This window comes from Streptomyces sp. SUK 48, assembly GCF_009650765.1.
GTDB lineage: Bacteria > Actinomycetota > Actinomycetes > Streptomycetales > Streptomycetaceae > Streptomyces.
In genome coordinates this window covers 639725-665701 of the sequence record NZ_CP045740.1, presented here as the reverse complement: position 1 = coordinate 665701, position 25977 = coordinate 639725, and the positions used below count along the sequence as shown (strand labels likewise).

General features: G+C 73.2%; 25 protein-coding genes and 1 pseudogene. 15 read left to right on the top strand and 11 right to left on the bottom strand.

The genetic code is table 11. The features are described 5' to 3' along the window. Positions 1-8: 8 nt before the first annotated feature. Positions 9-383 carry a thioredoxin gene (gene trxA / locus GHR20_RS02950; RefSeq protein WP_111585000.1) on the bottom strand — a complete coding sequence of 125 codons (375 nt, stop codon included), beginning with the start codon at positions 381-383 and terminating at the stop codon, positions 9-11. 194 nt (positions 384-577) lie between these two features. Between trxA and GHR20_RS02945 the strand changes: the two genes are divergently transcribed. Beyond that, entirely contained in the window at positions 578-2017 is a 1440-nt protein-coding gene (locus GHR20_RS02945) for an NAD(P)/FAD-dependent oxidoreductase (RefSeq protein WP_153812090.1), read from the top strand. Between the two features lie 8 nt (positions 2018-2025). Here the strand turns inward: GHR20_RS02945 and GHR20_RS02940 are convergent, their stop codons facing one another. After that, positions 2026-2670, bottom strand: a complete 645-nt coding sequence (locus tag GHR20_RS02940) for a peptide deformylase (RefSeq protein WP_153812089.1) — start codon at positions 2668-2670, stop codon at positions 2026-2028. A 120-nt stretch (positions 2671-2790) separates the two neighbouring features. Continuing rightward, the gene (locus tag GHR20_RS02935) at positions 2791-3168 is read right to left on the bottom strand and encodes a tetratricopeptide repeat protein (protein ID WP_148025458.1); all 378 of its coding nucleotides are present in this window, start codon (positions 3166-3168) and stop codon (positions 2791-2793) included. A gap of 237 nt (positions 3169-3405) precedes the next feature. Here GHR20_RS02935 and dxs point away from each other — a divergent pair, with 237 nt between their 5' ends. Next, complete coding sequence (gene dxs, locus GHR20_RS02930) at positions 3406-5304, top strand: 1-deoxy-D-xylulose-5-phosphate synthase (protein ID WP_153812088.1); 1899 nt, start codon at positions 3406-3408, stop codon at positions 5302-5304. 320 nt (positions 5305-5624) lie between these two features. Here the strand turns inward: dxs and GHR20_RS02925 are convergent, their stop codons facing one another. Beyond that, on the bottom strand, positions 5625-6749 hold the full coding sequence (locus GHR20_RS02925; protein ID WP_153812087.1) for an XdhC/CoxI family protein: 1125 nt from the start codon (positions 6747-6749) through the stop codon (positions 5625-5627). A 344-nt stretch (positions 6750-7093) separates the two neighbouring features. On the opposite strand from GHR20_RS02925, the gene GHR20_RS02920 reads away from it, so the two are divergent. From GHR20_RS02920 to GHR20_RS02885, 8 genes are read left to right on the top strand one after another with little or no spacing between them, the layout of a single operon-like run. After that, positions 7094-7975, top strand: coding sequence for a xanthine dehydrogenase family protein subunit M (locus tag GHR20_RS02920; protein ID WP_153812086.1), 882 nt, complete (start codon positions 7094-7096; stop codon positions 7973-7975). Then, positions 7972-8556 (top strand): (2Fe-2S)-binding protein, encoded by a 585-nt coding sequence (locus tag GHR20_RS02915; RefSeq protein WP_275549590.1) that lies wholly within the window; start codon positions 7972-7974, stop codon positions 8554-8556. Before GHR20_RS02920 ends, GHR20_RS02915 begins: the two co-directional genes overlap by 4 nt. Further along, positions 8553-10949: an aerobic carbon-monoxide dehydrogenase large subunit gene (locus tag GHR20_RS02910; protein ID WP_153812085.1), complete on the top strand. Its 2397-nt coding sequence runs from the start codon at positions 8553-8555 to the stop codon at positions 10947-10949. The genes GHR20_RS02915 and GHR20_RS02910 overlap by 4 nt, the downstream gene beginning before the upstream one ends. 4 nt (positions 10950-10953) lie before the next feature. After that, the gene (locus GHR20_RS02905; protein WP_148025454.1) at positions 10954-11886 is read left to right on the top strand and encodes an XdhC family protein; all 933 of its coding nucleotides are present in this window, start codon (positions 10954-10956) and stop codon (positions 11884-11886) included. Positions 11887-11889: 3 nt separating this feature from the next. Next, positions 11890-12783, top strand: a complete 894-nt coding sequence (locus tag GHR20_RS02900; protein WP_111585009.1) for a MoxR family ATPase — start codon at positions 11890-11892, stop codon at positions 12781-12783. Positions 12784-12786: 3 nt separating this feature from the next. Continuing rightward, positions 12787-13632, top strand: coding sequence for an SRPBCC family protein (locus GHR20_RS37240; RefSeq protein WP_153812084.1), 846 nt, complete (start codon positions 12787-12789; stop codon positions 13630-13632). Positions 13633-13665: 33 nt separating this feature from the next. Further along, on the top strand, positions 13666-14898 hold the full coding sequence (locus tag GHR20_RS02890) for a VWA domain-containing protein (RefSeq protein WP_153812083.1): 1233 nt from the start codon (positions 13666-13668) through the stop codon (positions 14896-14898). 56 nt (positions 14899-14954) lie between these two features. Continuing rightward, entirely contained in the window at positions 14955-15629 is a 675-nt protein-coding gene (locus tag GHR20_RS02885; RefSeq protein WP_243877882.1) for an alcohol dehydrogenase catalytic domain-containing protein, read from the top strand. A 171-nt stretch (positions 15630-15800) separates the two neighbouring features. Here the strand turns inward: GHR20_RS02885 and GHR20_RS02880 are convergent, their stop codons facing one another. Further along, the gene (locus GHR20_RS02880) at positions 15801-16763 is read right to left on the bottom strand and encodes a LysR family transcriptional regulator (protein ID WP_148025450.1); all 963 of its coding nucleotides are present in this window, start codon (positions 16761-16763) and stop codon (positions 15801-15803) included. A gap of 265 nt (positions 16764-17028) precedes the next feature. Between GHR20_RS02880 and GHR20_RS02875 the strand changes: the two genes are divergently transcribed. Then, positions 17029-17583 carry a hypothetical protein gene (locus GHR20_RS02875; protein ID WP_243877880.1) on the top strand — a complete coding sequence of 185 codons (555 nt, stop codon included), beginning with the start codon at positions 17029-17031 and terminating at the stop codon, positions 17581-17583. A 71-nt stretch (positions 17584-17654) separates the two neighbouring features. Here the strand turns inward: GHR20_RS02875 and GHR20_RS02870 are convergent, their stop codons facing one another. The 4 genes from GHR20_RS02870 to GHR20_RS02855 all read right to left on the bottom strand — a co-directional run bounded on the left by GHR20_RS02870 (position 17655) and on the right by GHR20_RS02855 (position 21198). Further along, positions 17655-18074 carry an ATP-binding protein gene (locus tag GHR20_RS02870; protein ID WP_111585015.1) on the bottom strand — a complete coding sequence of 140 codons (420 nt, stop codon included), beginning with the start codon at positions 18072-18074 and terminating at the stop codon, positions 17655-17657. A gap of 49 nt (positions 18075-18123) precedes the next feature. Then, the gene (locus GHR20_RS02865; RefSeq protein ID WP_153812082.1) at positions 18124-19857 is read right to left on the bottom strand and encodes a SulP family inorganic anion transporter; all 1734 of its coding nucleotides are present in this window, start codon (positions 19855-19857) and stop codon (positions 18124-18126) included. Then, on the bottom strand, positions 19854-20195 hold the full coding sequence (locus GHR20_RS02860; protein ID WP_153812081.1) for a metalloregulator ArsR/SmtB family transcription factor: 342 nt from the start codon (positions 20193-20195) through the stop codon (positions 19854-19856). Before GHR20_RS02860 ends, GHR20_RS02865 begins: the two co-directional genes overlap by 4 nt. 139 nt (positions 20196-20334) lie before the next feature. Continuing rightward, on the bottom strand, positions 20335-21198 hold the full coding sequence (locus GHR20_RS02855; protein ID WP_153812080.1) for an LLM class flavin-dependent oxidoreductase: 864 nt from the start codon (positions 21196-21198) through the stop codon (positions 20335-20337). Positions 21199-21389: 191 nt separating this feature from the next. Between GHR20_RS02855 and GHR20_RS02850 the strand changes: the two genes are divergently transcribed. The 4 genes from GHR20_RS02850 (at position 21390) to htpG (ending at position 24630) form a co-directional block, all read left to right on the top strand. After that, positions 21390-21929 carry a CrcB family protein gene (locus tag GHR20_RS02850; protein ID WP_153812079.1) on the top strand — a complete coding sequence of 180 codons (540 nt, stop codon included), beginning with the start codon at positions 21390-21392 and terminating at the stop codon, positions 21927-21929. After that, on the top strand, positions 21926-22276 hold the full coding sequence (locus GHR20_RS02845) for a DUF190 domain-containing protein (protein WP_111585020.1): 351 nt from the start codon (positions 21926-21928) through the stop codon (positions 22274-22276). Before GHR20_RS02850 ends, GHR20_RS02845 begins: the two co-directional genes overlap by 4 nt. After that, the gene (crcB, locus tag GHR20_RS02840) at positions 22273-22647 is read left to right on the top strand and encodes a fluoride efflux transporter CrcB (protein WP_153812078.1); all 375 of its coding nucleotides are present in this window, start codon (positions 22273-22275) and stop codon (positions 22645-22647) included. The genes GHR20_RS02845 and crcB overlap by 4 nt, the downstream gene beginning before the upstream one ends. Before the next feature lie 81 nt (positions 22648-22728). After that, a complete protein-coding gene (htpG, locus tag GHR20_RS02835; protein WP_153812077.1) occupies positions 22729-24630 on the top strand; it encodes a molecular chaperone HtpG in 1902 nt (633 codons plus the stop codon). Between the two features lie 244 nt (positions 24631-24874). Here the strand turns inward: htpG and GHR20_RS02830 are convergent. Beyond that, positions 24875-25333: pseudogene (locus tag GHR20_RS02830) on the bottom strand (NUDIX hydrolase); the annotation flags it as partial. A 102-nt stretch (positions 25334-25435) separates the two neighbouring features. Continuing rightward, a complete protein-coding gene (locus GHR20_RS02825) occupies positions 25436-25945 on the bottom strand; it encodes a DUF6027 family protein (protein WP_243877878.1) in 510 nt (169 codons plus the stop codon). Positions 25946-25977 lie beyond the last annotated feature (32 nt).

Below are 25977 nucleotides of genomic sequence, written 5' to 3'. Positions count from 1 at the left end.
CGAGGCGGCTACTGCGCCTGGCCCTCCTGGGCGGCGATGCTCTTGCGGACCTCGTCCATGTCCAGCTTGCGGGCCTGGCCGATGACGTCCGTGAGGGCCGCCTCGGGCAGCGCGCCCGGCTGGGCGAACACCGCCACCCGGTCCCGCACGATCATCAGCGTCGGGATCGACTGGATGCCGAACGCCTGCGCCAGCTCCGGCTGCGCCTCGGTGTCCACCTTGCCGAACACCAGGTCCGGATTCTCCTCGGCGGCCTTCTCGTACACCGGCGCGAACTGCCGGCACGGACCGCACCAGGACGCCCAGAAATCGATGAGCACGAAATCGTTGTCCGTGACCGTCTGGTCGAAGTTGTCCTTGGTCAGTTCCACGGTGCTGCTCATGGCCTGGTTCCCACTTCCTGGTCCGGGGGTGTGCCGACGGCGGAAACACGGCTGCTGGGCCGCCTATTCCGGGCCGAGCCCGCGCTGTGGCGGGCACTGCTGAGGCGCACCCGGATGCCTCTCGCGCACCGGGCGCCCGTGTGCGCGCTCGTACCCATGTGGCCGCAGCGCACACCACCCACCAGACTGACCCCATGACGGAAACGACGGAATCGGAAACCATCGCGTACGACGTCGTGGTGCTCGGGGCCGGGCCCGTGGGGGAGAACGTCGCCGACCGCACCCGCGCGGCCGGCCTCACCACCGCGATCGTGGAGAGCGAACTGGTCGGCGGCGAGTGCTCCTACTGGGCGTGCATGCCCAGCAAGGCGCTGCTCAGGCCGGTCATCGCCCAGGCCGACGCCCGCCGGCTGCCCGGCCTCGCCGGAGCGGTCCAGGGCCCCCTCGACACCCCGGCCGTGCTGGAGCGCCGCGACAACTTCACCTCCCACTGGCAGGACGACGGGCAGGTCGACTGGGTGGAGGGCATCGGCGCCGACCTCTACCGGGGCCACGGCCGCCTCACCGGGCCGCGCACGGTCGGCGTCACCGTGTCCGACGGCAGTGTCACCACGCTCACCGCCCGGCACGCCGTCGTGGTCTGCACCGGCACCCGCGCCCAGCTGCCCGACCTGCCCGGACTCGCCGAGGTGCGGCCGTGGACCAGCCGGGAGGCCACCAGCGCGGACACGGCCCCGGGCCGGCTGCTCGTCGTCGGCGGCGGTGTCGTCGCCACCGAGATGGCCACCGCCTGGGCGGCGCTCGGCTCCCGGGTGACCCTGCTGGTGCGCGGCAAGGGCCTGCTCGGCCGCATGGAGCCGTTCGCCGGGGAACTGATCGCCGAGGCGCTCATCGAGGCCGGGGTGGACGTGCGTACGGGCGCCTCCGTCACGTCCGTCACGCGGGAGAACGGCACCGTGGTGGCCCTCACCCGCACGGGTGAGAGGTTCGAGGCCGACGAGATCCTCTTCGCCACCGGCCGCGTCCCGCAGACCGACGACATCGGCCTCGGCAGCGTCGGCCTGGAGCCCGGTTCCTGGCTGGAGACCGACGACACCCTGCGGGTCACCGGGACCGACTGGCTGTACGCCGCCGGTGACGTCAACCACCGCGCGCTCCTCACCCACCAGGGCAAGTACCAGGCCCGTATCGCGGGCGCCGCCATCGGCGCCCGCGCGGCCGGCACCCCGCTGCTGGACGGCCCTTGGGGTCCGCACGCGGCCACCGCCGACCACGAGGCCGTACCGCAGGTCGTGTTCACCGACCCCGAGGCCGCCGCGGTCGGGCTCTCCCTCGCCGAGGCGGAGGAGGCCGGCCACCGGGTCCGCGCGGTCGACGTGGAGTTCTCCTCCGTCGCCGGGGCGGCCCTGTACGGCGACGGCTACAAGGGCCGCGCCCGCATGGTCGTGGACCTCGAGGACGAGATCCTGCGGGGCGTCACCTTCGTCGGCCCCGGTGTCGGCGAACTCATCCACTCGGCCACGCTCGCCGTCGCGGCCCACGTCCCGATCAGCCGCCTGTGGCACGTGGTCCCCTCGTACCCGACCCTCAGCGAGGTCTGGCTGCGGCTGCTGGAGGCGTACCGGGACAACTGAGGGGCTTCTTACGGCAGTTCGAAGCCGAGGGTGGCCGCCGCCGTGGCCGGGGTCGGCTGGGACCACAGGGCGGCTACCGCCTCGTTGGTGGACAGCGAGCGCAGCTCGGCGCGGTCGAGGTAGAGCATGCCGTCGAGGTGGTCCGTCTCGTGCTGCACGATGCGGGCGGGCCACCCGGTGAACACCTCGTCCACCGGGCGCCCCTGCTCGTCCTCGGCGCGCAGCCGCACCTCGGTGTGCCGGGCCACCACCGCCTGCCAGCCGGGCACGCTGAGGCAGCCCTCGAAGAACGCCACGCGTGCCGTGCCGACGGGCTCGTACGCCGGGTTGACCAGCACCCGGAAGGGCAGCGGGTGCCGGCCCCGGATCTCGGCGATCTCCCCCGGCACCGGCGCCGGGTCCTCCACGACCGCGATCCGCAGCTCCACGCCCACCTGGGGCGCGGCCAGGCCCACGCCGGGCGCGGCGTGCATGGTCAGGCGCAGCGCCTCGACGAAGCGGGCCAGCAGGGCGGGGCCGAGCTGGCCGTCGTACGCCTCGGTGGGGCGGCGCAGCACCGGCCGGCCTGCGGCGACGATGGGCAAGGGGCCGCCGGCGGCGAGGAGTTCCTCGACCCGTTCGGCGAGCGGTGCGTGATCATTTTCGGATGCCATCGCGCCAGGATGCCATGGTGGCCCGCCCGGGCACGAGGCGGCCCGGCTCGGGCAGGCGGCAGCCGTCGCCTCGGCGCCCGGTACCGCGGGAAGCCGCCCCCGGCGCTGCGGCACGCCCCCTCAGTGCTGCGGCACGCCGTCCCGGCCCTGCGGGAATTCGCCCGCGAGCGCCGAGGCGATCCGCAGATGCCGCGCCGCCTCCTCGTGCCGCGACTGCCGTTCGAGCGTGCGGCCCAGCATCAGCCGGGCGTAGTGCTCCACCGGGTCGCGTGCCACGATCACCCGCAACTGGTCCTCGGCCCGCCGCAGCTGCGCCGAGTGGTAGTAGGCGCGGGCCAGCAGCAGCCGGGGCCCGGTCTGCTCCGGCACCTCCGCCACGAGGGCGGCCAGTACGCGCGCCGCCCCCGCGTAGTCCTTGGCCGCGAAGAACGCCTGCGCGCGCTCCCAGCGCTCGGCCGGGGTGCCGTGGTCGTAGTACGTCTCCGTCGTTGTCTCCATCGGGTGCCTCCTTCGGTTCCTCCCCGGCGGGCACAACGGCACCAGGTAGTTCAATATTCCACTACCTGTCTCCGGGGGGCGCGCCCGCGTCGGACCCACCTCGGGCCGGGTCCCGGGCCCACCTCGGGCCGACCCCGGACCCCCCGGGCCGACCCCGGACCGACCTCCCAAATATGGCGAATTGATAGCCTGTCACCTCCCGCATTCCCTATCCGCAGTGCCGAAGGAGAATGACGCATGGGCGTTCTGGAGACGATCCACGGCCCGCAGGACCTGAAGAAGCTCGACGCCGCCGAACTGGGCACGCTGGCGGGGGAGATCCGCGCGTTCCTCATCGACGCCGTCTCCCGCACGGGCGGGCATCTGGGGCCGAACCTGGGCGTCGTCGAACTGACCATCGCACTGCACCGGGTCTTCGAGTCTCCGAAGGACCGCATCGTCTTCGACGTCGGCCACCAGACGTATGTGCACAAGCTGCTGACCGGCCGCCAGGACTTCGCCGGGCTCCGCCAGGAGGGCGGTCTTTCGGGCTACCCGAGCCGCGCCGAGTCGCCGCACGACATCGTGGAGAACCAGCACGCCTCCGCCGCCCTGAGCTGGGCCGACGGCATCGCCAAGGCCGACCGCCTGACCGGCCGGCGCGACCGCTCGGTGGTCGCCGTGGTCGGCGACGGCGCGCTCACCGGCGGCATGACCTGGGAGGCGCTGAACAACATCGCCGCCGACAAGACGCTCCCCCTGGTCATCGTGGTCAACGACAACGGTCACTCGTACAACCCCACCATCGGCGGCCTCGCCAGCCACCTGGCCGCCCTGCGCACCACGGACGGATACGAGCAGTTCCTGGAGCGCACCAAGGCCGTCCTCGACCGCACCCCGATCGTCGGCCGCTCGGTCTACGACGCGCTGCACGGCGCCAAGAAGGGTTTGAAGGACTTCATCGCCCCGCAGGGCATGTTCGAGGACCTGGGCCTGAAGTACGTCGGCCCGATCGACGGCCATGACACCGAGGCGCTGGAGTCGGCGCTGTCCCGGGCCAAGCGGTTCGGCGGGCCGGTCATCGTGCACTGCATCACCGAGAAGGGCCGCGGCTACAGCTTCGCCGAGGAGTCCGACGAGCGTTTCCACCAGGTGAAGGTGATCGACCCCGACACCGGCAAGCCGGTCGCCGTCGCGGGCGAGGACTGGACCGGCGTCTTCGGCGAGGAACTGGTCCGGCTCGGCGCCGAGCGCGAGGACATCGTGGCGATCACCGCGGCCATGCGGAGCTCCACCGGTCTCGCGCCCTTCGCCGAGCGCTTCCCGGATCGCTTCTTCGACGTCGGCATCGCCGAGCAGCACGCCGCCACCTGCGCGGCGGGCCTCGCCACGGCGGGGCTGCACCCGGTCGTCGCCGTCTACGCCACCTTCCTCAACCGCTGCTTCGACCAGCTCCTGATGGACGTGGCCCTGCACCGCTGCCCGGTGACCTTCATGCTCGACCGCGCGGGCATCACCGGCGTCGACGGCGCCTCCCACAACGGCATGTGGGACATGGCCGTCCTCCAGGTCGTCCCGGGCCTGCGCATCGCCGCGCCGCGCGACGCGAGCCAACTGCGCGCCCAGCTGCGCGAGGCCGTCGAGGTCGCGGACGGCCCCACGGTGGTGCGCTACTCCAAGGGCACCGTCGGTCCCGGGGTGGCCGCCGTGTCCGCCGTGTCCGGCATGGACGTGCTCCGGGGCTCCGCCGAACAGGGCGCCGACGTCCTGGTCGTCTCCGTCGGCGCGCTCGCCCCGATGTGCCTGGAGGTCGCCGACCGCCTCGCCGAGCAGGGCATCGGCGCAACCGTTCTCGACCCGCGCTGGATCAAGCCGGTGAACGCGGCCCTGCCCGGCATCGCCGCCCGGCACCGGCTCGTGGTCACCGTGGAGGACGGCGTGCGGGCCGGGGGCGTCGGCGGTGCCGTAGCCCAGGCCCTGCGCGACGCCGAAGTGGACGTTCCCGTACGGGACTTCGGCGTCCCCGCCGAGTTCCTCGGCCACGCCGAACGCGGCCGGGTGCTCGCCCGCGTCGGCCTGACGGCCGCGGACATCGCCCGCCGCGTCTCGGGCGTCTTCGCGAACCTCGGCCGCGACGAGATCCTCTTCCCGGGCTGACCCCGAGGTTCCCGCCCCCGGGCCTTCGGGCCCGGGGCGCGGGGTACGGAGGCCGTCGCCGGACAGGGGCTGCGCCGGGGGGTCGGGGCGAGGCGGGGTGGGTCCGTCGCCGGGGGCGCGGTGAGGCTGGATCTGGGCGCGGATGGAGGTGGATGGGGCCGGGGCCGGATGTGTCCGGGTGTTCGCCCGCGTCGGTCCGATGGCTGCGGACGTCGCCCGCCGCGTCTCGCGCCTCTTCGCGGGCCTGGGCCGTGACGAGATGCTCTTCTCCGGCTGCGTCGAGTTGCCGGCCTCCGAGTTCCGGCGGGCGCGGCCGGCTGTCAGCGGTGGATCGGAAGCGGGGTCGTCTCCACCAGCCGCCGTCCCGTGCCGCCCCACCGCAGGGCGATGACCTCCGCCATGATGGCCACCGCCGTCTCCTCCGGGGTACGGGCGCCCAGGTCGAGCCCGATCGGTGCGGACAGCCGGGACAGCTCCGCCTCGCTCATGCCCTCCTCGCGCAGCCGCCGCAGCCGGTCCTCGTGGGTACGGCGGCTGCCCATCGCGCCGATGTAGCGGGCGGGCGTGCGCAGCGCCCGCTGGAGCAGCGGCACATCGAACTTCGGGTCGTGGGTGAGGACGCAGATCACCGTGTTCTCGTCCACCTCGGTCGACTCCAGATACCGGTGCGGCCAGTCCACCACCAGCTCGTCCGCGTCCGGGAAGCGGCGGCGGGTGGCGAACACCGGGCGGGCGTCGCACACGGTGACGTGATAGCCGAGGAACTTGCCGATCCGGGCCACCGCGGACGCGAAGTCGATGGCGCCGAACACCAGCATCCGCGGCGGCGGCGCGAAGGACTCCACGAACACGGCGACGTCGTCGCGCCGCTCCTCGCCCGCGCGCCCGACCCGCACCACCCCGGTACCGCCCTGCGCCAGCAGCCCCTGCGCCCGCTCCACCACGGCGGCGTCGAGACGGGCGTCGCCGAGCGTCCCCCGCGCACCGGAGGGCGTGACGATCAGCTGACCGGCGGGCGCGGCCGTGGGATCCGGCTCCGCGCCGCCGCCCTCGTCCGGCAGCGGTGACACCACCGCCACCGGCCGCCCCGCGCCCATCGCCGCCAGCACCTCCGGCAGCCCCGGAAAGCGCCCCGCGCCCGCCGGACGGACCAGGATCTCGATGATCCCGCCGCAGGTCAGACCCACCGCAAGGGCGTCATCGTCGCTGACGCCGTAGGTCACGAGCGCGGGCTCGCCGCTCTCCAGGACCTCGCGCGCCAGCTCGTACACCGCGCCCTCCACGCAGCCGCCCGAGACGCTCCCGATCACCTCGCCGTCCTCGGCGACCGCCAGCGACGAGCCCGCCTGGCGCGGCGCCGACTTCCAGGTCCGTACGACCGTCGCCACCGCGAATCGCTTGCCCGACGCGCTCCAGGAGGAGAGGCCCTCCGCGATGTCCCGCATCCGTGTGCCTCCTTCGGCGGCGACCGCCACCGCCACACCCACCGCATACCCGTCCGGGCCGCCGCGCAGGCCGTACGACGGGCCGGGCCTCGGCGTCCGGGCCCTGGGCCGAACGCCCGCGGCAGCGGATTCACCCGCCCGGCGTCCGGATCATGCGAAGGCCGTCCGTCGCATGTCAACGGCAGCTTAAGTCTTCGCTTAAGTGACCGCGCCCTCCCTGCCGAGCAAGTTAAGCAAAGGCTTAAGCAGCGATTGACACCCCGCGCGGACGGAGGCGCAATGATCTTTGGACAACGGCGCCCGACGCGCCCGGCTGCCCGCCGGGCGAGACAGGGGAGTGCGGCATGCAGGTTCCCGCTCCGTTCGAGTACCAGCGGGTGGGCACGGTGGACGAGGCGGTCACGCTCCTGGACCGGCTCGGCGACACCGCCCGGCTGGTGGCCGGCGGGCACAGCCTCATCCCGATGATGAAACTCAGGCTGGCCAATTTCGAGTATTTGATCGATATCAATGAGCTGCACGACGAGCTGGGCTACATCCGCGCCGAGCCCGGTCTGATCCGCATCGGCGCGATGACCCGGCACCGCGAACTGCTGGAGTCCGACGAACTCGCCGCCGCCTTCCCGATCTTCCGCGACGCCGAACGGGTGATCGCCGACCCGGTCGTGCGCAACCGGGGCACCCTGGGCGGCTCCCTGTGCCAGGCGGACCCCTCGGAGGACCTGTCGGCGGTGTGCACCACGCTGGACGCGTCCTGCGTCATCCGCGGCATGGACGGCGAGCGCGTGGTCTCCATGGAGGACTTCCACCAGGGCCCGTACGAGACCGCCGTCGGCGACGCCGAGATCCTCACCGAGGTCCGCTTCCCGGTCCGCCCGCGCGGCTCCAGCGCCTACGAGAAGGTCGAGCGGCGCGCCGGGGACTGGGCGGTCGTCTCGGCGGGCGCGGCGCTCTGGCTGGACGGGTCCGGGCTGATCGCGGACGCCCGGGTCGGCCTCGCCGCCGTCGGGCCGAACACCGCCGGCATCCCCGGGATCGCCGACGCCCTGCGCGGCCGGCCGGCCGCCGAGGAGCTGTGGGCGCGGGCCGGCGATCTCGCGGCCGAGTCCTGCTCCCCGGTCACCGACCGGCGCGGCGGCGCCGAGTACAAGCGGCATCTGGCCCGCGAGCTGACGATGCGCGTACTGCGCCGGGCCGCGGCCCGGATCAACGGACAGGAGGTGTGATCGTGCAGGTCACCATGACCGTCAACGGCGAAGAGGTCACCCGGGAGATCGAGGGCCGGCTGCTGCTGGTGCACTTCCTGCGCGACCACCTCCAGCTGACCGGCACCCACTGGGGCTGCGACACCAGCAACTGCGGCACCTGCGTGGTCTGGCTGGACGACGAACCCGTCAAGTCCTGTACGGTCCTGGCCGCGATGGCGGGCGGCCACGAGGTACGCACCGTCGAGGGCCTGGAGCAGAACGGCGAACTCGACCCGATCCAGCGCGGGTTCATGGAATGCCACGGGCTCCAGTGCGGCTTCTGCACGCCCGGCATGATGATGACCGCCCGCGCCCTGCTCGACCGGCACCCGGACCCCTCCGACGAGGAGATCCGCGAGGCCATCTCCGGCCAGATCTGCCGCTGCACCGGCTACGCCACCATCGTCCGCTCGATCCGCTGGGCCGCCGCCGAACAGGCCGGCACCCGCACCACCGCCGAGGAGCCCGAGCGGACCGCCGTACCGGCCGACCCCCGTGAACAGCCCGTCGGACAGCCCGTCGAGCAGTCCGTCGCGTCGGCCTCGGGGAGCGCCTCATGACCACCGTCGCCGCCAACGGCCGCCGCACCGCCTTCGTCGACAACGACCAAAAGCCCAACGGCCACGGCCGGATGCTGCGCAAGGAGGACCCCCGCTTCGTCCGGGGCCGGGGCCGCTATGTGGACGATCTCCAGCTGCCCGGCATGCTCCACCTGGCGATCCTGCGCTCCCCGTTCGCCCACGCCCGCGTCCTCTCCGTCGACACCACCCTCGCCGAGGCCCACCCCAAGGTCCGTCTGGTGGTCACCGGCGCGATGCTCGCCGAGAAGGGCCTGGCCTGGATGCCGACCCTGTCGAACGACGTACAGGCCGTCCTCGCCACCGACAAGGTCCGCTTCCAGGGCCAGGAGGTCGCCTTCGTCGTCGCCGAGGACCGGTACGCGGCCCGCGACGCCCTCGAACTGATCGACGTCGAGTACGAACCGCTGGACCCGGTGATCGACGTACGCACCGCGCTCGCGCCCGGGGCGCCGGTCATCCGCGACGATCTGGAGGGCAAGGCCGACAACCACGTCTTCGACTGGGAGACCGGCGACGCGGCCGCCACCGACGAGGTGTTCCGGCGCGCGGACGTCGTCGTCTCGCAGGACATCGTCTACCCGAGGGTGCACCCGGCGCCCATGGAGACCTGCGGCGCGGTCGCCGACTACGACGCGGTCGACGGCAAGCTGACCCTGTGGTCCACCACCCAGGCCCCGCACGCCCACCGCACCCTGTACGCGATCGTCGCCGGACTGCCCGAGCACAAGATCCGCGTGGTCTCCCCGGACATCGGCGGCGGCTTCGGCAACAAGGTGCCGATCTACCCGGGTTACGTGTGCGCGATCGTCGGCTCGCTGCTCACCGGCAAGCCGGTGAAGTGGATGGAGGACCGCGCGGAGAACCTGATCAGCACCGGCTTCGCCCGCGACTACATCATGCGCGGCGAGATCGCGGCCACCCGCGAGGGAAAGATCCTCGCCGTCCGCACCAACGTGCTGGCCGACCACGGCGCGTTCAACGGAGTCGCCGCGCCCGTGAAGTACCCGGCCGGCTTCTTCGGCGTCTTCACCGGCAGCTACGACCTGGAGGCGGCCTACTGCAAGATGACGGCCGTCTACACCAACAAGGCGCCGGGCGGGGTGGCGTACGCCTGCTCCTTCCGCATCACCGAGGCGGTCTACCTGGTCGAGCGGATCGTCGACTGCCTCGCCGCCGAACTCCGCATGGAACCGGTCGAGTTGCGGATGAGGAACTTCATCCGCCCCGAGCAGTTCCCCTACCGCACCAAGACCGGCTGGGTGTACGACTCCGGGAACTACGCCCCGACCATGGAACTGGCCAAACAAATCGCCGGATACGACGAGTTGCGCGCCGAACAGGCCGAGAAGCGGGCCCGCGGCGAGATCATGGGCATCGGCGTGTCCTTCTTCACCGAGGCGGTCGGCGCCGGACCCCGCAAGGACATGGACATCCTCGGCCTCGGCATGGCCGACGGCTGCGAACTGCGGGTGCACCCCACCGGAAAGGCCGTCGTACGGCTGTCGGTGCAGACCCAGGGGCAGGGCCACGAGACGACGTTCGCGCAGATCGTCGCCGAGGAACTCGGCATCCCCCCGCAGGACATCGAGGTCGTGCACGGCGACACCGACCAGACCCCCTTCGGCCTCGGCACGTACGGCAGTCGCTCCACCCCGGTCTCCGGCGCGGCCGCCGCCCTGGTCGCCCGCAAGGTCCGCGACAAGGCGCGGCTGATCGCCTCCGGCATGCTGGAGGTCTCGGTCGCCGACCTGGAGTGGGAGAAGGGCTCCTTCACGGTGGCGGGCGACCCGAACGCCTCGGTGACCATCCAGGACATCGCGATGCGGGCGCACGGCGCGGGCGATCTGCCGGAGGGCGTCGAGGGCGGCCTGGAGGCGCAGATCTGCTACAACCCGGAGAACCTCACCTATCCGCACGGCGCCTACATCTGCGTGGTCGACATCGACCCGGGCACCGCGAAGGTGACGGTACGGCGGTTCGTGGCGGTGGACGACTGCGGCACCCGGATCAACCCGATGATCATCGAGGGCCAGGTGCACGGCGGGCTCACCGACGGCGTCGGCATGGCGCTGATGGAGATGATCGCCTTCGACGAGGACGGCAACTGCCTCAGCGGCTCCCTGATGGACTACCTCATCCCGACCGCCCTCGAAGTGCCCGACTGGGAGACGGGGTTCACGGTCACCCCCTCCCCGCACCACCCGATCGGCGCCAAGGGCGTGGGCGAGTCCGCGACCGTCGGCTCGCCGCCCGCGATCGTCAACGCGGTGGTCGACGCGCTCTCCCCGTTCGGCATCCGGCACGCGGACATGCCCCTGACCCCCTCCCGGGTCTGGGAGGCGATGCGGGGCCGGCCCCTCCCGCCGATCTGAGCCGATGGCGCGCACAGGAGACGGTGACGGAGTCGAGGAGGTGACCGGGGTGCCCAAGACGGTGAGCGCGCGAGCGCTCGAACTGGCCCAGCGGCGCGTGCCGTTCGTGCACGCCCGCGTGGTGCGCGCTCAGGCGCCCGCGTCCGCGCACCCGGGCGACGAGGCGATCGTGTACGGCGACGGCACGATCGACGGATTCGTCGGCGGGATGTGCGCCGAGGGCTCGGTGCGCACGGCGGCGCTCGGCGCCCTCAACGGCGGCGGACCGCTGCTGCTGCGGGTGCTGCCCGCGGGCGAGGTGGCCTTCCCGGACACCCCGGGCGCCAAGGTGGTCGTCAACCCCTGTCTGTCCGGCGGGGCGCTGGAGATCTTCCTGGAGCCGGTGCTGCCGCCGCCGCTGATCGAGGTCGTCGGCACCACCCCGATCGCGGAGGCGTTCATCGCCCTCGCCGACGTCCTCGGCTACGCCACCGCGCGCTCTTTGCCCGACGGGCCGCCCGCCGAGTACACCGGAGCGGTGATCGTGGCCGGGCAGGGCCGGGGCGACGCCGAGGCGCTGCGCGCCGCCCTGGACGCGGACGTCCCGCACATCGCGCTGGTCGCCAGCCGCCGCCGGGGCGCCGCCCTGCTGGACGAACTCGGCCTCGGTGAGGCGGAGCGGGCCCGCGTGCACACCCCGGCCGGTCTCGACATCGGCGCCCGCACGGCACCCGAGGTGGCGCTGTCCATCCTGGCGGAGGTGGTGGAGTCCGTACGCGCGCGCGACGCGCCACCGCCGACGGCCCTGCCCGAACAGCCGGCCCAGGTCGTCGACCCGGTGTGCGGGATGACGGTCACCGTCACCGCCGGCGCTCCGCATCTCACCGCCGGGGAGAAGGAGTTCTGGTTCTGCGGCACCGGCTGCCGGGACCGCTACGCGGCGGGGCTGGTGAGCTGAGGCGTGAGCGGACTCTTCCCTGACGCCGAGGACGTACGGCGCCGCCTCGCCGAGGTCGGCCACCTCGTGGACGAGGGCACCGCCACCGCCCTCTACCTCGCCACCGTCCTCGACCGCCCGCTGCTCCTGGAGGGCGAGCCGGGCGTCGGCAAGACCAGCGCGGCCAAGTCGCTCGCCGAGGCCCTCGCCACCCCGCTGATCCGCCTCCAGTGCTACGAGGGGCTGACGGCCGGCGAGGCGCTGTACGAGTGGAACTACCAGCGCCAGCTGCTCGCCGTACGGCTCACCGAGGCACGCGGGGAGCGCCTGGCCGACGCCGACCTGTTCACCGAGGAGTTCCTGCTGGACCGGCCGCTGCTGCGCGCCGTACGCGAACAGGGACCGCTGCCGCCCGTACTCCTGATCGACGAGATCGACCGCGCGGACGACGAATTCGAGGCGCTGCTCTTCGAGTTCCTGGGTGAGTGGAGCATCACCATCCCGGAGCTGGGCACCTTCGCCGCCGCCCGGCCCCCGGTGGTGGTCCTCACCTCCAACCGCAGCCGCGAACTGCACGACGCGCTGCGCCGCCGCTGCCTCTACCACTGGATCGACTATCCCGGCCCCGAGCGCGCGGCGGAGATCCTGCGCCGCTCGGTGCCCGCCGCGAACGAACCGCTGATCGCGTCCGCCACCGCGTTCATCGGCCGGGTCCGCGCACTGGACCTGGACAAGGCGCCGGGCATGGCGGAGACGATCGACTGGGTCTCCGCGCTCGCCGCGCTGCGCGTGTCCCGGCTGGCCCGCCGCGATGTGATCAGCACCCTCAGCGCGGTCGCCAAGAGCCCCGACGACCGCACCGCCATCACCGGGGCGCTCGGCGAGCTCGGCTACCCCGAAGAAGCGAGGAGACCGTAAGCCATGAAGATCGACAACGAGTTCCGGGTGGACGCGCCCCTGGAGCGGGCCTGGCAGGCGCTCACCGATCTGGAGAGCCTCGCCCCCTGCATGCCCGGCGCCCAGCTCACCGGGGTCGACGGCGATGTCTACCGTGGGAAGGTGAAGGTCAAAGTGGGGCCGGTGATCAGCCAGTTCCAGGGCACCGCCCGCTTCACCGAACAGGACGAGGCGAGCCACAGCGCGGTCATCAGCGCCGCCGGCAAGGACACCCGGGGCCAGGGCAACGCCTCCGCGACCGTGCACGCCCGGCTGCGGCCCGACGGCACGGGCACCGCCGTGAGCGTCAGCACCGACCTCAACATCAGCGGGAAACTGGCCCAGTTCGGCAGCGGCATGATCAAAGAGATCTCCGAGAAGCTGTTCGCGCAGTTCGTGGCGAACGTGGAGGAGCAACTGCTGCACAAGCCGGAACCGACGGCAGCGGGGGCACCGGAGACAGCGAAGACACCGGCGACATCGGAGGCACCGGAGGCACCGGGGGGCTCTGCGGGGACCACGGCCCCGACCGCCGCGTCCGCGACCTCGTCCGCCACCAACGCCGAGCCGGCGGCTGCCGAGGGTCCGGCCGCCGAGCGGACCGCCGGCGGGCCGGCCGACGCCGACGCTCCCGCCGTACGGCCCTCACCGCCCTCTCGGCCCGCGTCCGCCGCCGCGCCCCGCACGGCCACCCGACCGCGGCCGCCCGTAGCGGAGAACGAGCCCCTGGACCTGATGCAGTACGCCGGGAAGTCGGTGTACAAGCGGCTCGTGCCGGTGGCCGTCGGCGCGGTCGTCGTCGGTGTGGTGATCTACTGGGCGGTGCACTGAGCCCGGCGGGGCGGTGACACCGGAGCGCGTGCGATGACGCCGGCCGAGCCGTTCCTGCCCGCCGTCGACCGGGCCGCGTTCGCCGTGGCGCTCGCCGACCGGCTGCGGAGCCGAGGCGTGCCCGTGGGCCTGACCGCGGCCCGGGACTTCGTGCGCGCGCTGGCCGCCGCATGGCCCGCGACGCGGTCCGCCCTGTACTGGACGGCCCGGGTCACCCTGGTCCGCGACCAGCCGTACCTCGCCCCCTTCGACGAGGTCTTCGACGCGGTGTTCGGGGACGCCGTGCTGTCCCTGGACCCGCAGGCCCGCCGCACCGGCCGGGGCGCCGTGCCGCCGGCCGGGGACGACGTACGCGCCCCGCTGCCCGCGGGCGCGTCCGGCGACCCGGTGGAGGACGCGGGGCTGCCGTGGGTGACGCTGCCGCCGGTGGTGGGGGCGGCCGAGCCGGGCGAGGAGCACGTACTGACCGTGCCGCAGCGGCTGCCGACCGGGCTGGCCGCTGCCGTGGACACGCCGTTCGAGCGGCTGGGCGAGCGGGAGGCGGCGCTGCTCGGGCAGTGGCTGGAGACGGGGCTGCGGCAGTGGCCGACGCGCCGCTCCCGCCGGTACGCGCGGCGTCCGGGCGGCCCCCGGGTGGCGATCCGGGAGACGGTGGCCCGCTCCCGGCGCACCGGCTGGGAACCCGTGCGCCTGGTGCGCACCGGGCCCCTGGACCGGCCCCGGCGGGTGGTGGTGCTGTGCGACGTGAGCCGGTCGATGCAGGCGCAGGCGGTGGCGTATCTGCATCTGATGCGGGCGCTCGCGCTGACCACCCGGGCCGAGGTGTTCGCCTTCGCCACCTCGCTGACCCGGCTCACCCGGGTGCTCGCGCACCGCTCGGCCGAGACGGCGTTCGAGGAGGCGTCGCAGCGGGTCGCGGACCGGTTCGGCGGCACCAGGATCGCGCACTGCCTGGAGACCCTGCTCGCCTCCCACCACGGGGGCGCGCTGCGCGGCGCGGTCGTCCTGATCGCCTCCGACGGCTGGGACGGCGACCCGCCCGAACGCCTCGCCGCGGCCATGGCCCGGCTGCGCCGCCGCGCCCATACGGTCGTCTGGCTCAACCCCCGCGCGGGCGCGCCCGGTTACGCCCCCCGTACGACGACGATGACCGCCGCGCTCCCGTACATCGACCTGCTCCTCCCGGCGGACACGTTCGCCGACCTGCTGCGGGTGGCCCCGGAGGTGGCCCGGCTGAGCGGACGCGGCGGCTCTCGGCGCTCATAGGACCGGACCGTTCTGGACCGGACCTATGTGACATGTGCAGGAAAGGGAGGCCGTCGATGCCGGCCGCCGTTGTCGACTCGCCCGGCCGCCTCGCCGACGTCCTTGCCGTACGCGAGGTCGACGGCTCCGAGGCGCCCGGCGCGGGCGAGGTCGTGGTGCGCATGCCGGCGTCGACCGTCCACCTCTCCGACGAGGTCGCCGTCTCGGGCGCCTACGGGACCCGGACCTCGTTCCCGCCGGTCCCGGGGTTCGACGGCGTCGGTGTGATCGAGGCCGCCGGGCCGGGCGTGCCCGCCGTGACGACGGTCGACCGGTTCCGCCGGCCGGGCGTGCGCGCCGTGGTGGTCAGGGCCGCGACGTCGGCCATCGGCGGCCACCTGGCGGAACTCCTGACCGAGCGCGGTGTCGCGCCGGTCGGGGTGGTGCGCGGAACGCCGGGGCGGACGGTTGCCGAGCCGTCCCGGTGGCGGGCCGTGCTCCGGACGAACGAGCCCGGGTGGCGGGAGCGGCTGCGGGCGCTGACCGGACCCCGGGGGACCGACGTGACGTACGACCGCGTCGGCGGCGAGTCGGGCGCCGACGTGTGCGCGCTCACCTCGGGCGACGGCGTGTTCGTCCACTACGGGCTGCTCTCGGGAACGCCGCTGCCCGCGCACCGCTTCACCGAAGCCGGGGGAGCGCGCGTGGAGTTGTCCCGGCTGCGTGCCACCGTCCATGGGGACGGCCGGTGACGGCTGCCCGAGCTGTTCGCCCCGGTCTTCGGCCAGCCGCGCCGGGGCCGGCCGCGCACGGCCGTCGCGCACCGCGTCGGACCCGGCGCGCTCGCCGACCATCTCAGGGCTCCCGCCGCCGGGCGCCCGGACGGGAAGATCCTGATCGAACCGCGGCGGTGACGCCGCGGCTCAGCTCCACAGCGTCACATGGATCGCCGGACGGAACCGGCCCGCCGTGACCCCCGCGCCGCGCAGCATCGCCTGGGTGGCGCGCGGAGTCGTGACGAAGCGGCGGAGTTCGGCGGCGGCCGGCGGGGCCTCGCGGTCGCCGAGGGCGAGGAGGTTCCAGGAGCCGCGCGCGGGCAGTTGGGGGCCGCCGATCTGCCGCAGGTCGCCGTCGGCGAGGTCCTTGCCGACCGCGAACGTCACCGCGAGCGCCACCCCGGCGCCGTGCTTCGCCTCGTCCACCGCCGCGGTGTGGCTCTGGAAGATCCGCTGGCGGTCCTCGGGGATCTGGAGCCGCCGCAGTACGGACGGCACTATCCCGGCCCGCCCCACCGCCGAGGGCCCGAGCAGCCAGGTCTGCTCGCGCAGCTCCGCCACCCCGGCCGGGCCGGTGCGGGCGGCGAGCGGGTGGCCGGCGCCGACGACCGCGATCATCTGGTAGTTGAGGAAATGCGTACAGCTCATCGTGGCGTCCACGGTGGCGGGCCGGGGCCCGATGGCCACGTCCACCGCCCGTTCCGTCAGCAGCAGCGGGAAGCGCTGCGGATCGTGCACGCTCAGTTCCACGTCGAGGTCGTCGGCCCGCCCCGCGAAGAGTTCGATCAGACCGGGCGCCGCGTACTCGGCGAACAGGCTCGACGTGGCGACCCGCAGCAGCCGCCGCCCCGAGCCGGCCTGCTGCACCTCCAGCACGGTCTGGTCCTGGAGGCCCAGCATCTGCGCCGCGCGGCTGGCGAGCCGCAGCCCGCCCGGGGTGAACGCCAGCCCGCTGCCCGTGCGCGTGAACAGCTTGTCGCCGAGCTCCCGGCGCAGATGGGCGATGTGCAGCGAGACGGCGGCCTCGGTCACCGCGAGGTCCGCCGCCGCTGCCTTCACGGAGCCGAGCCGGACGGTCGCCGAGAACGCCCGCAGCTGTGCCGGGGTCAACCAGAACCTCCCCTGATCACCACGGATCGCCTGTGCCTGTGCGGTGGGTGTGACCTGCGTCTCACTGCGTCTCAAACTACCGCACAGATCGTTCCGGGGCCACGAAACCGGCCGATTCCCCAGGGCCTCCGCCGTGCCCCTGCCGGCAGGGGCACGGGCGCCCCGTCCATGGGCCGTCCGGCCCCGAAATCCCGCCCGACAGGCCCCTGTGCCCGGCGCCCGCGCATGACGATGATCGGCGCATGCGAGGAAGGGAAACCCAGGAGTGATCGCCGTCGTCGGACATCCGGATCTCACCGTGCCGACGCTGGCCCTCCTGGAGGAGGAGCTGTGCTCGCGGCTGGCCGACCGCGCCCGCACCGGCCGCGCCGGACTGGTCCGGGCCGGCAAGGGCCTGCCCGTGGCGTTCGGACGGGCCGCGCGCGCGGCGGGGCTGGCCATGGTGACGGTGCTGCCCTCCCGCAGGGGGGTGCCCGCCGGCGTCCCCGAGCCGGACCGCACGGCGGCCGGCGAACTGCTGCTGCTCTCCCAGCTGGTGCGCCTGGTGGAGTACGACCCCGCCGACCGCGCCTCCTGCATCGGCGCGGACGAGGCCCTGGTCCGCTCCTGCGCCCGGGTGCTGGCCGTCTGGGACGGCTCACCCTCCAACGGCCGTGACGCCACAGCCCACTTGGTGGCCTACGCCCGCAGCCACGGCGTCGACGTGGAGGTGCTGTGGCCGCGCGGCGCCGCGCACCGGACCGCCCGGATCGACGTTCCTGCCGGAGGTCCGGATCTCGGACAACATGCCGGAGCCCAGGGCCGGTTCAGGCCCGCTTGACCTTCAGCGCTTGACCACCTCACGGTGTCGCAGTCGTCTGCACAGGGGATCGGCCGGTAGCTCGGTCGGTGCTACAGGGGCAGGGTGATCCAGATGCTCTTGCCCTCGCCGTCGGCGTCCGCGCGGACCACCGCGGTGCCGCCCAGCTGGAGGACCAGCTCCATCACGGTGGCCAGGCCGCCCGCTCCGGTGAGCGCGGTGCGCAGCTGCGGCCGGTGGGGGTGGCGGTCGTGCACGGCGAAGGCGAAGCAGTCGTGGGCCGCCGCGTAGATGACGGTGACCTCGGGGGAGACCTGGGCCGCGTGCCGGACGCTGTTGGTGACCAGCTCGCTGAGGATCAGCAGCGCCGGGTCCACGGCGCGGTGGCGCAGCCCGATGCCCCACTCCACGAGGGCCTGTTCGGCGGTCTCCCGCGCGACGCGTACCGCCGTGGGGACGGCGGGCAGGGTGAGCACATGGCGGTGGGGAAGGGCCTGAAGGGCCTGGGACATCATCGCTCCGTCGGGCCTCGGTGGTGGTCTGCCGTGTCGGCCGTCCCGTTCACCGGACGGCTTCCCCGCCGGTCGCCGGGGCGGCCGGCCGCGCGGGCGGCGCGGGCACGACGCCCGCCAGGTGGCCGCGGGCCGCCCGGATCGCCTCGGGGGTGGTGGCGAAGTCCCGGCCGTCGGGCCGCAGCAGCTCCAGCGCGCCGACCGAGTCGAGGACGCGCAGCTGTCCGGGCCGTATGCCGGAGGCCAGGACGACGATGCCGCGCCGGCGCAGCTTCTCCACCGCGTCCTTCAGCACCAGGGCGCCGGTGGCGTCGATGGTCGACACCCGCGACATGCGCAGGATCACCACCCGGACGTCGGCGACCTCGGTCAGCTCCAGCAGGAAGCGGTGCGCACCGGCGAAGAACAGCGGCCCGTCGAGCCGGTACGCCACGATGTGCTCGGCGAGCAGCGCGTGCTCCTCCGCGCTGTGGTCGCCCCGGTCCAGCGGCACCCGGTCGAGGCGGGCCTGTCGGGCCACGGCCCGCAGCGCGAGAACACCGGCCGCGGCGAGACCGATGATCACGGCGTGGACGAGGTCGAGGGCGAGGGTGGCGACCGAGGTCAGGGCGAGGATCACGGCGTCCGAGCGGGTCGCTCCGGCCATGGCCCTCAGCGAGCCGACCTCGACCATGCGCACCGCGGTGGCCAGCAGCACCCCCGCGAGGGCGGCCAGCGGGATCTTCGCGACCAGCGGCGAGGCGGCGAAGACGATCACCGCGAGGACCACGGCATGGGTGAACGCGGCGGTGCGGGAGCCGGCTCCGGTCCGTACGTTGACCGCCGTACGCGCGATCGCGCCGGTGGCCGGTACGCCGCCGAACAGCGGGGCGGCGATGTTGGCCAGCCCCTGGCCGAACAGCTCGCGGTCCGGGTCGTGCCGCTGCCCCACGGTCATGCCGTCCGCGACCGACGCCGACAGCAGCGACTCCAGGGCGGCCAGCGCGGCGACGGCCACGGCGGGCGCCACCAGGGAGCCCAGGTCGCCGAGGTGGAGGAAGGCGAGGGAGGGCGCGGGCAGCCCGGACGGCAGGGCGCCGATCGGCTCGGCCGCGTCCAGGCGGGCGAGCCGGGCGACGACGGTCGCGGCGATCACGGCGAGGACGGAGAAGGGGACCGTGGGCCGCCACCGGGCGCCGAGCAGCATCACCGCGGCCACGCCGAGCGCGAGACCCACGGCGGTCCAGTTCGGCGCCTGCGCGAACTCCTCGACCGCCCGCCAGGCCACCACCAGCACCTTGTCGCCCTCGGGCGGGGGCACGCCGAGCGCGTGCGGCACCTGCTGGAGCCCGATCACACAGGCGATGCCGAGGGTGAAGCCCTCCACGACGGGCGCGGGCACGTACCGCATGTACTTCCCGGCGCGCAGCGCGGCCAGCGCGATCAGCAGGACACCCGCCATCAGGCCGACGGTCAGCACCCCGGTGGGCCCGTACCGGCCCACGATCGGCACCAGGACGACGGTCATGGCGCCGGTCGGCCCCGACACCTGGAGGTTCGAACCGCCGAACACGGCCGCGACCGCGCCCGCGACCACCGCGGTGGCCAGGCCCGCCTCGGCGCCGAGCCCGGAGGAGACGCCGAAGCCGAGGGCGAGGGGGAGCGCGACGATCGCGACGGTGAGGCCCGCGAGGAGGTCCCGGCGCGGATCGCGCCGTACCGCCACGAGGTCGGCGCGGCCGGGCAGCAGGGAGGTGATCCGGGTGCGCACGGCCCGTGCGCCCCGGGTGAGGGCGCTGCTCATCGGGCGGAGACCTCGGCTTCCCGCAGTTCGGCGAGGAGTTCGTGCTGCCCGGTGAGCATCTCGGTGAGGATGCGGCGGGCGGCCCGCATCAGGTCGGCCACGTCACCGCCGGACAGCTGGTAGACGACCGTCGAGCCCTCGCGGGTGGAGGTGACGATCCCCGAGCGGCGCAGCACCGCCAGCTGCTGGGAGAGGCTGGAGGGCTCCACCTCTATGGCGGCGAGCAGCTCGCGGACCGGCCGCGGCCCGTCCTGGAGCAGTTCAAGGACCCGTATCCGTACGGGGTGGCCGAGCATCCGGAAGAACTCGGCCTTCGCCTGGTACAGCGGAACCGACACGATCCCTCGACTTCTCCTCGGCGAATACAACGAACATAGCATCTAACCAATTGCGAACTTTCGCAATTCTGCTATTCGGTTCGCCAGGGGTGCAGGTGTTCGCCGGGGGCGCAGGTGGTCGCCGGTTCTGGTGGGAGCGTCAGAGCGTCGGCGGCCCCGCCTCCACCCGCCGCAGCACCGGCTCCAGCCGGTCCAGATCGGGCCCGTCGGCGAACTGCCGCTCGTCCCACCAGGTGGCGCCGGCGTCCCGCAGCGGACCGAGCACGTCCCTGGCCCCGGCCGGGTCCGCCGGGGTGACCCCGCCGAGGACGAACTCGAAGGGGCGGTCGCCCTCGGCCGTACGATGCTCACGCACGTAGTCGATCAGCTCCCGCACCTCGGTCACGTCCGGGGCCCGCCCGTGCCGGGCGTTCTCGAAGAGCGGCGCGGCGCCGTCCCAGCGCGCCGCCCGGCGCATGGGCGCGCGGCGCGGCCAGAACCCGCCGATCCAGACGGGCGGGCGGGGCCGCTGGACGGTGGCGGGCAGCAGGGTCACGTCCCGGGCTGTGTAGTGCGGGCCCCGGTGGTCCACCGGCTCGCCGGACCAGAAGCGGGCCAGCAGTTCCAGGCCCTCGTCCAGCCGCCCGGCCAGCTCGCGCGGCGCGGCGGTGTCGCCGAAGCTCTCGTACTCGTCCTCGACCGGCCCGCCCAGACCCGCCCCGAAGATCACCCGTCCGCCGCTCACCTGGTCCAACGTGGCTACCTGCCGGGCCAGTTGCTGCGGACGGTACCGGGGCACCGGCGTCAGCAGCGTGCCCAGGCGGAGCCGGGAGGTCGCGAGGGCGGCCGCCGTCAGCAGCATCCAGGGGTCGCCGAAGGGCCGCCCCTGGTGGCGGCGGTGCAGCACGTGGTCCCAGACGAACAGCCCGTCCCAGCCCGCCTGTTCGGCGGCGACGGCCACGGTCGCGACGGCACGGGGGTCGGCGAAGTCGCCGAAGTTCGGTACGTTCACGGAGAAGCGCATCCCGACATGATGAGCAGCGCGCCGCCCCGCGGCAATCACCCCGGCCCGGGGCGCCGTCTCGGATGCCGGGCGCGACACCGGGCCGAACCGCTTCGCGCTATCCTGGTGACGCGGCGCGACCTCGGTCCCCGCACGGCGGTGGGTCCCGCCGTACCCAACCGCGGCAATGTCGCCGCCAATGGTCCCTCCTTATGACGAAGTGCGCCCTGGCATGCCCGGGCGTCCTGTACGAGGAGGCCCATGTGGCAGAGCGGACCGCGCTGAACGAAGCCACCGAACGCGATGCGGCCGGCCTCGTGCGGCCCGCACGGGCGCGTCGGCGCCTGCCGTGGCGCACCCAGGGACCCGTTCTCGCGGCCATCGCCGTCGGCGGCGCCCTCGGGGCCTGCGCCCGCTACGCCACCGCGCTGCTGTGGCCGACCGCGACCGGCGCCTTCCCGTGGACCACGTTCTGGGTGAACGTCGGCGGCTGCGCCGTCATCGGCGTCTTCATGGTCGTCATCACCGACCTCGGGGCCGGGCACCGCCTGGTCAGACCCTTCTTCGGCACCGGCGTGCTCGGCGGGTTCACCACCTTCTCCACCTACACCGTGGACATCGAGCGCCTGACCGACACCGGCCGGGCCACCACCGGCCTGCTCGACCTCGTCGCGACCGCGCTCGGCGCCCTCGCGGCCGTCTGGACCACCGCGCACCTCACCCGGCGCGTCATCGAGTGGAGAACATCATGACAACGACCGTTCCCGGCGCCCGGCTCACGGTCCTCGTCGGCGAGGACGACATGTGGCACCACAAGCCCCTCTTTGCCGAGATCGTGCACCGCGCGCACCGGGCGGGGCTGGCCGGCGCCAGCGTGTTCCGGGGCGTGGAGGGATTCGGGGCGACGTCCCTGATCCACACCAGCCGGCTGCTGTCCCTCAGCGAGGACCTGCCGGTGGCCGTGGTCATCGTCGACACCGAGGAACGCGTCCGGGCCTTCCTGCCCCAGCTCGACGAGCTGGTCGGGGAGGGCCTCGTGACCGTCGACCACTGCGAGATCGTGTGCCCGGGCGGCCATGACGAGAAGGAGAGTTCGTGAACTGGCTGCTGGTCATCGCCGGAGCCGTGGTCGGCGCCCCCCTGCGCTACCTGACCGACCGCACCGTGCAGTCCAGACACGACACCGTCTTCCCCTGGGGCACCTTCACCGTCAACGTCGTCGGCAGCCTCGTCCTCGGCCTGATCACCGGGGTGGTCGTCGCGGGCGGGGTGTCCTCGGACTTCCAGCTGCTGATCGGCACCGGGCTGTGCGGGGCGCTGACCACGTACTCCACCTTCTCCTACGAGACGCTGCGGCTCGCGGAGGACGGGGCGCGCTTCTTCGCCGCCGCCAACGTCGTCGCGAGCATCGTCGCCGGACTCGGCGCGGCCTTCCTGGGCGCCGCCCTCGCCCAGTCCTTGTGGGCCTGATGCGACCCTCCGCTCCGACATGGTGTTTTAGAGTGTCTGGCGCCCCGTTCGGACGACAGGACCTGTGAGGTATCCGCGAACATGTCGACGCAGACGTTTGAGTTTCAGGTGGAGGCCCGTCAGCTGCTCCAGCTGATGATCCACTCCGTGTACTCGAACAAGGATGTCTTTCTGCGCGAGCTCGTCTCCAACGCGTCCGACGCGCTGGACAAGCTGCGCCTGGAGAAACTGCGGGACGACGCGCTCGACGTCGAGGTGTCCGACCTGCACATCGAGTTGGACATCGACAGTGACGCCCGCACGCTCACGGTGCGGGACAACGGCATCGGTATGTCGTACGACGAGGTCGGCCGGCTCATCGGTACCATCGCCAACTCCGGCACCGCCGAATTCCTGCGCGAGCTGCGGGAGTCCAAGGACGCGGCCGGTGAGGAGGGGCTCATCGGCCAGTTCGGCGTGGGCTTCTACTCCGGCTTCATGGTGGCCGACGAGGTGACCCTGGTGACCCGGCGGGCCGGCGAGAGCCAGGGCACCCGCTGGACCTCGCGCGGGGAGGGGACGTACACCCTGACCAGCGTCGAGGACGCGCCGCAGGGCACCTCGGTCACCCTGCACCTCAAGCCCGCCGACCCGGAGAACCAGCTCCACGACTACGCCTCCCCCTGGAAGATCAGGGAGATCGTCAAGCGGTACTCGGACTTCATCACCTGGCCGATCAGGATGAACGCCCAGGGCGCGGGCGACGACGCCGAGCAGGCGCCCGAGACCCTCAACTCCATGAAGGCGCTCTGGGCCCGGCCGCGCGACCAGGTCACCGACGACGAGTACCACGAGCTGTACAAGCACATCGGCCACGACTGGCGCGACCCGCTGGAGACCATCCGGCTCCAGGCGGAGGGCACCTTCGAGTACCAGGCGCTGCTCTTCGTGCCCGAGCACGCACCCCACGACCTGTTCACCCGGGACTTCCGGCGGGGTGTACAGCTCTACGTCAAGCGCGTGTTCATCATGGACGACTGCGAGGCGCTGCTGCCGCCGTACCTCCGCTTCGTCAAGGGCGTCGTCGACGCGGCCGACCTCTCGCTCAACGTCTCCCGCGAGATCCTCCAGCAGGACCGCCACATCGAGATGATGCGGCGCCGGCTGACGAAGAAGGTCCTCTCCACCGTCAAGGACCTGACGGGCGAGGAGTCGGACCGCTACGCCACGTTCTGGCGGGAGTTCGGCACCGTCCTCAAGGAGGGCCTGGTCACCGACGCGGAGAACCGCGAGGCCCTCCTCGCCGTCTCCTCGTTCGCGAGCACGCACCACGAGAGCGAGCCGACCACGCTGGGGCAGTACCTGGAGCGGATGCAGGACGGCCAGGACGACATCTTCTACCTGACCGGCGAGTCCCGCCAGGCCATCGAGAACTCCCCGCACATGGAGGCGTTCCGCGACCGCGGCATCGAGGTGCTGCTGCTCACCGACGCCGTGGACGAGGTGTGGGTCGACGCGGTCGGCGAGTACGAGGGCAAGAAGCTGCGCTCCGTCGCCAAGGGCGAGTTCGACCTCGACGCGAAGAACGAGGACGAGGGCGCCGACGAGGAGCGGGAGAAGCGCAACGAGGCGTACGCCGGTCTGCTGGAGTGGATGGGCAAGCGGCTGGAGGACGACGTCAAGGAGGTCCGGCTGTCCTCCCGGCTCACCGTCTCCCCGGCCTGCGTCGTCTCCGACGCGCACGACCTGACCCCGGCCCTGGAGAACATGTACCGCGCCATGGGCCAGGAGGTCCCCCGGGCCAAGCGCATCCTCGAACTCAACCCCGGCCACGCCCTGGTCAAGGGCCTCAACGATGCGTACGCCGAGCAGGGTGACGGCGCCGAACTCGCCGACACCGCCGAGCTGTTGTACGGCCTCGCGGTCCTCGCGGAGGGCGGCCAGCCGAAGGAGCCGGCCCGCTTCGTGAAGCTGATGGCGGAGCGGCTGGAGAAGGCGCTGTAGGGGACGTACGGGGAAGGTGACGGGGGAGAGGGCGACTGCCGCGCCGTCCGCGGCCGGTGGTCGCCCTCGTCTCCCGACGGCCCTAGGGTCTTTCGTTTGGATCAGGCCGGATCAGGGAGCGGGGTCTGGTGCCGTGGGTCGCAAGGCGGAGGAGGGCGACATGGCGGAGCCATGGCAACCGACGACAACGCCGCGAGGCGCGGTGCCAGGGCCCGCGAGCCCGGCATGATCCACACGAGAGGCCCTAGGCGTACGGGGCGAAGTGCGCCGGAGTGTGCGTGACGGGGAGTTCGGGGCGCCACGCGGTGAGGATCTGCGCGCTGCACACGAACAGGCCGTCGGGCAGCCCGTCCAGGGGGTACCAGGCCCAGTCGCCGACCCGCTCGTCCGGCTGGGTGGCCGGCTCGCCCCGCCACGCGGTGACGAGGGCGCCGACGGTGACGCGTACGACGTCCTCGACATGGTCGACCAGCGTGCCCAGGAGCCTGACGTCCTCGGTGCGCACGCTCAGCCCGGTCTCCTCGGCGAGCTCCCGTACGACGGTCTCCTCCAGGGACTCCCCGGGCTCCACGGTGCCGCCCGGGAGTTCGAGGGTGCCGCGCTGGTGGCGGCCGAGGAGGACGCCCCGCTCCCCGAGGACGATCGCGCCCACGCCGAGTGCGGCATGGGGGACGGGGGGCTTGGCGGAGCGTTCGCGGCTGGTGCGGGTGTCGGCGTCCGGTGCGGGCACGGGGAACTCCTGGGTGCGGGGGCGTGAGGACGGCACCTGCTGGGGTGCGGGGGCCGTCCTCATGGTTCTAGCAGTTCACCGGGTCGCCGTGTGGTCCGGACCGTCCTCGAACCGGCCGTCCTCGAACTGGGCCGGATAGAGGGTCGGTTCGTCCAGCGGCAGCTTGAGCCAGGCGATCATCTGCCGCAGCTGGTGGTACGCCCGCAGCCGCGCGTCGTCGCTGTCCTGCCGCTCCGCCTCGGCGATGGGCTCCCACAGCCGGTGCACCATCACCGGCCCCACCTCCAGCAGTCCTCCGCTGCCGCCGGTCGCCCAGCGCGCCAGCACATAGCGGGCGAGGGCGCCGACCGGGATGTCCAGGTTCTCGGCCATGCCCCGCAGGGTGGCGAGCGGATCGAGCCGGCCGTACAGGACGACATCCGACTTGAAGTTGGCGTGCGGGTCGTCGTCCGGCCAGTCGGCGTCCCAGCGGTGCAGCCGGATCACCGGCACCTCCTGCGTCCCCGGCACCTCCTGCGTCCCCGGCTCCTCGTGCGGCTCCGGTTCCCCGTGCCCCTCGTACTCCTCGTGCGGCCTGGTGGTCATCCGCCTCGGCCTCCCTCTCGGCGTCGCTCTCG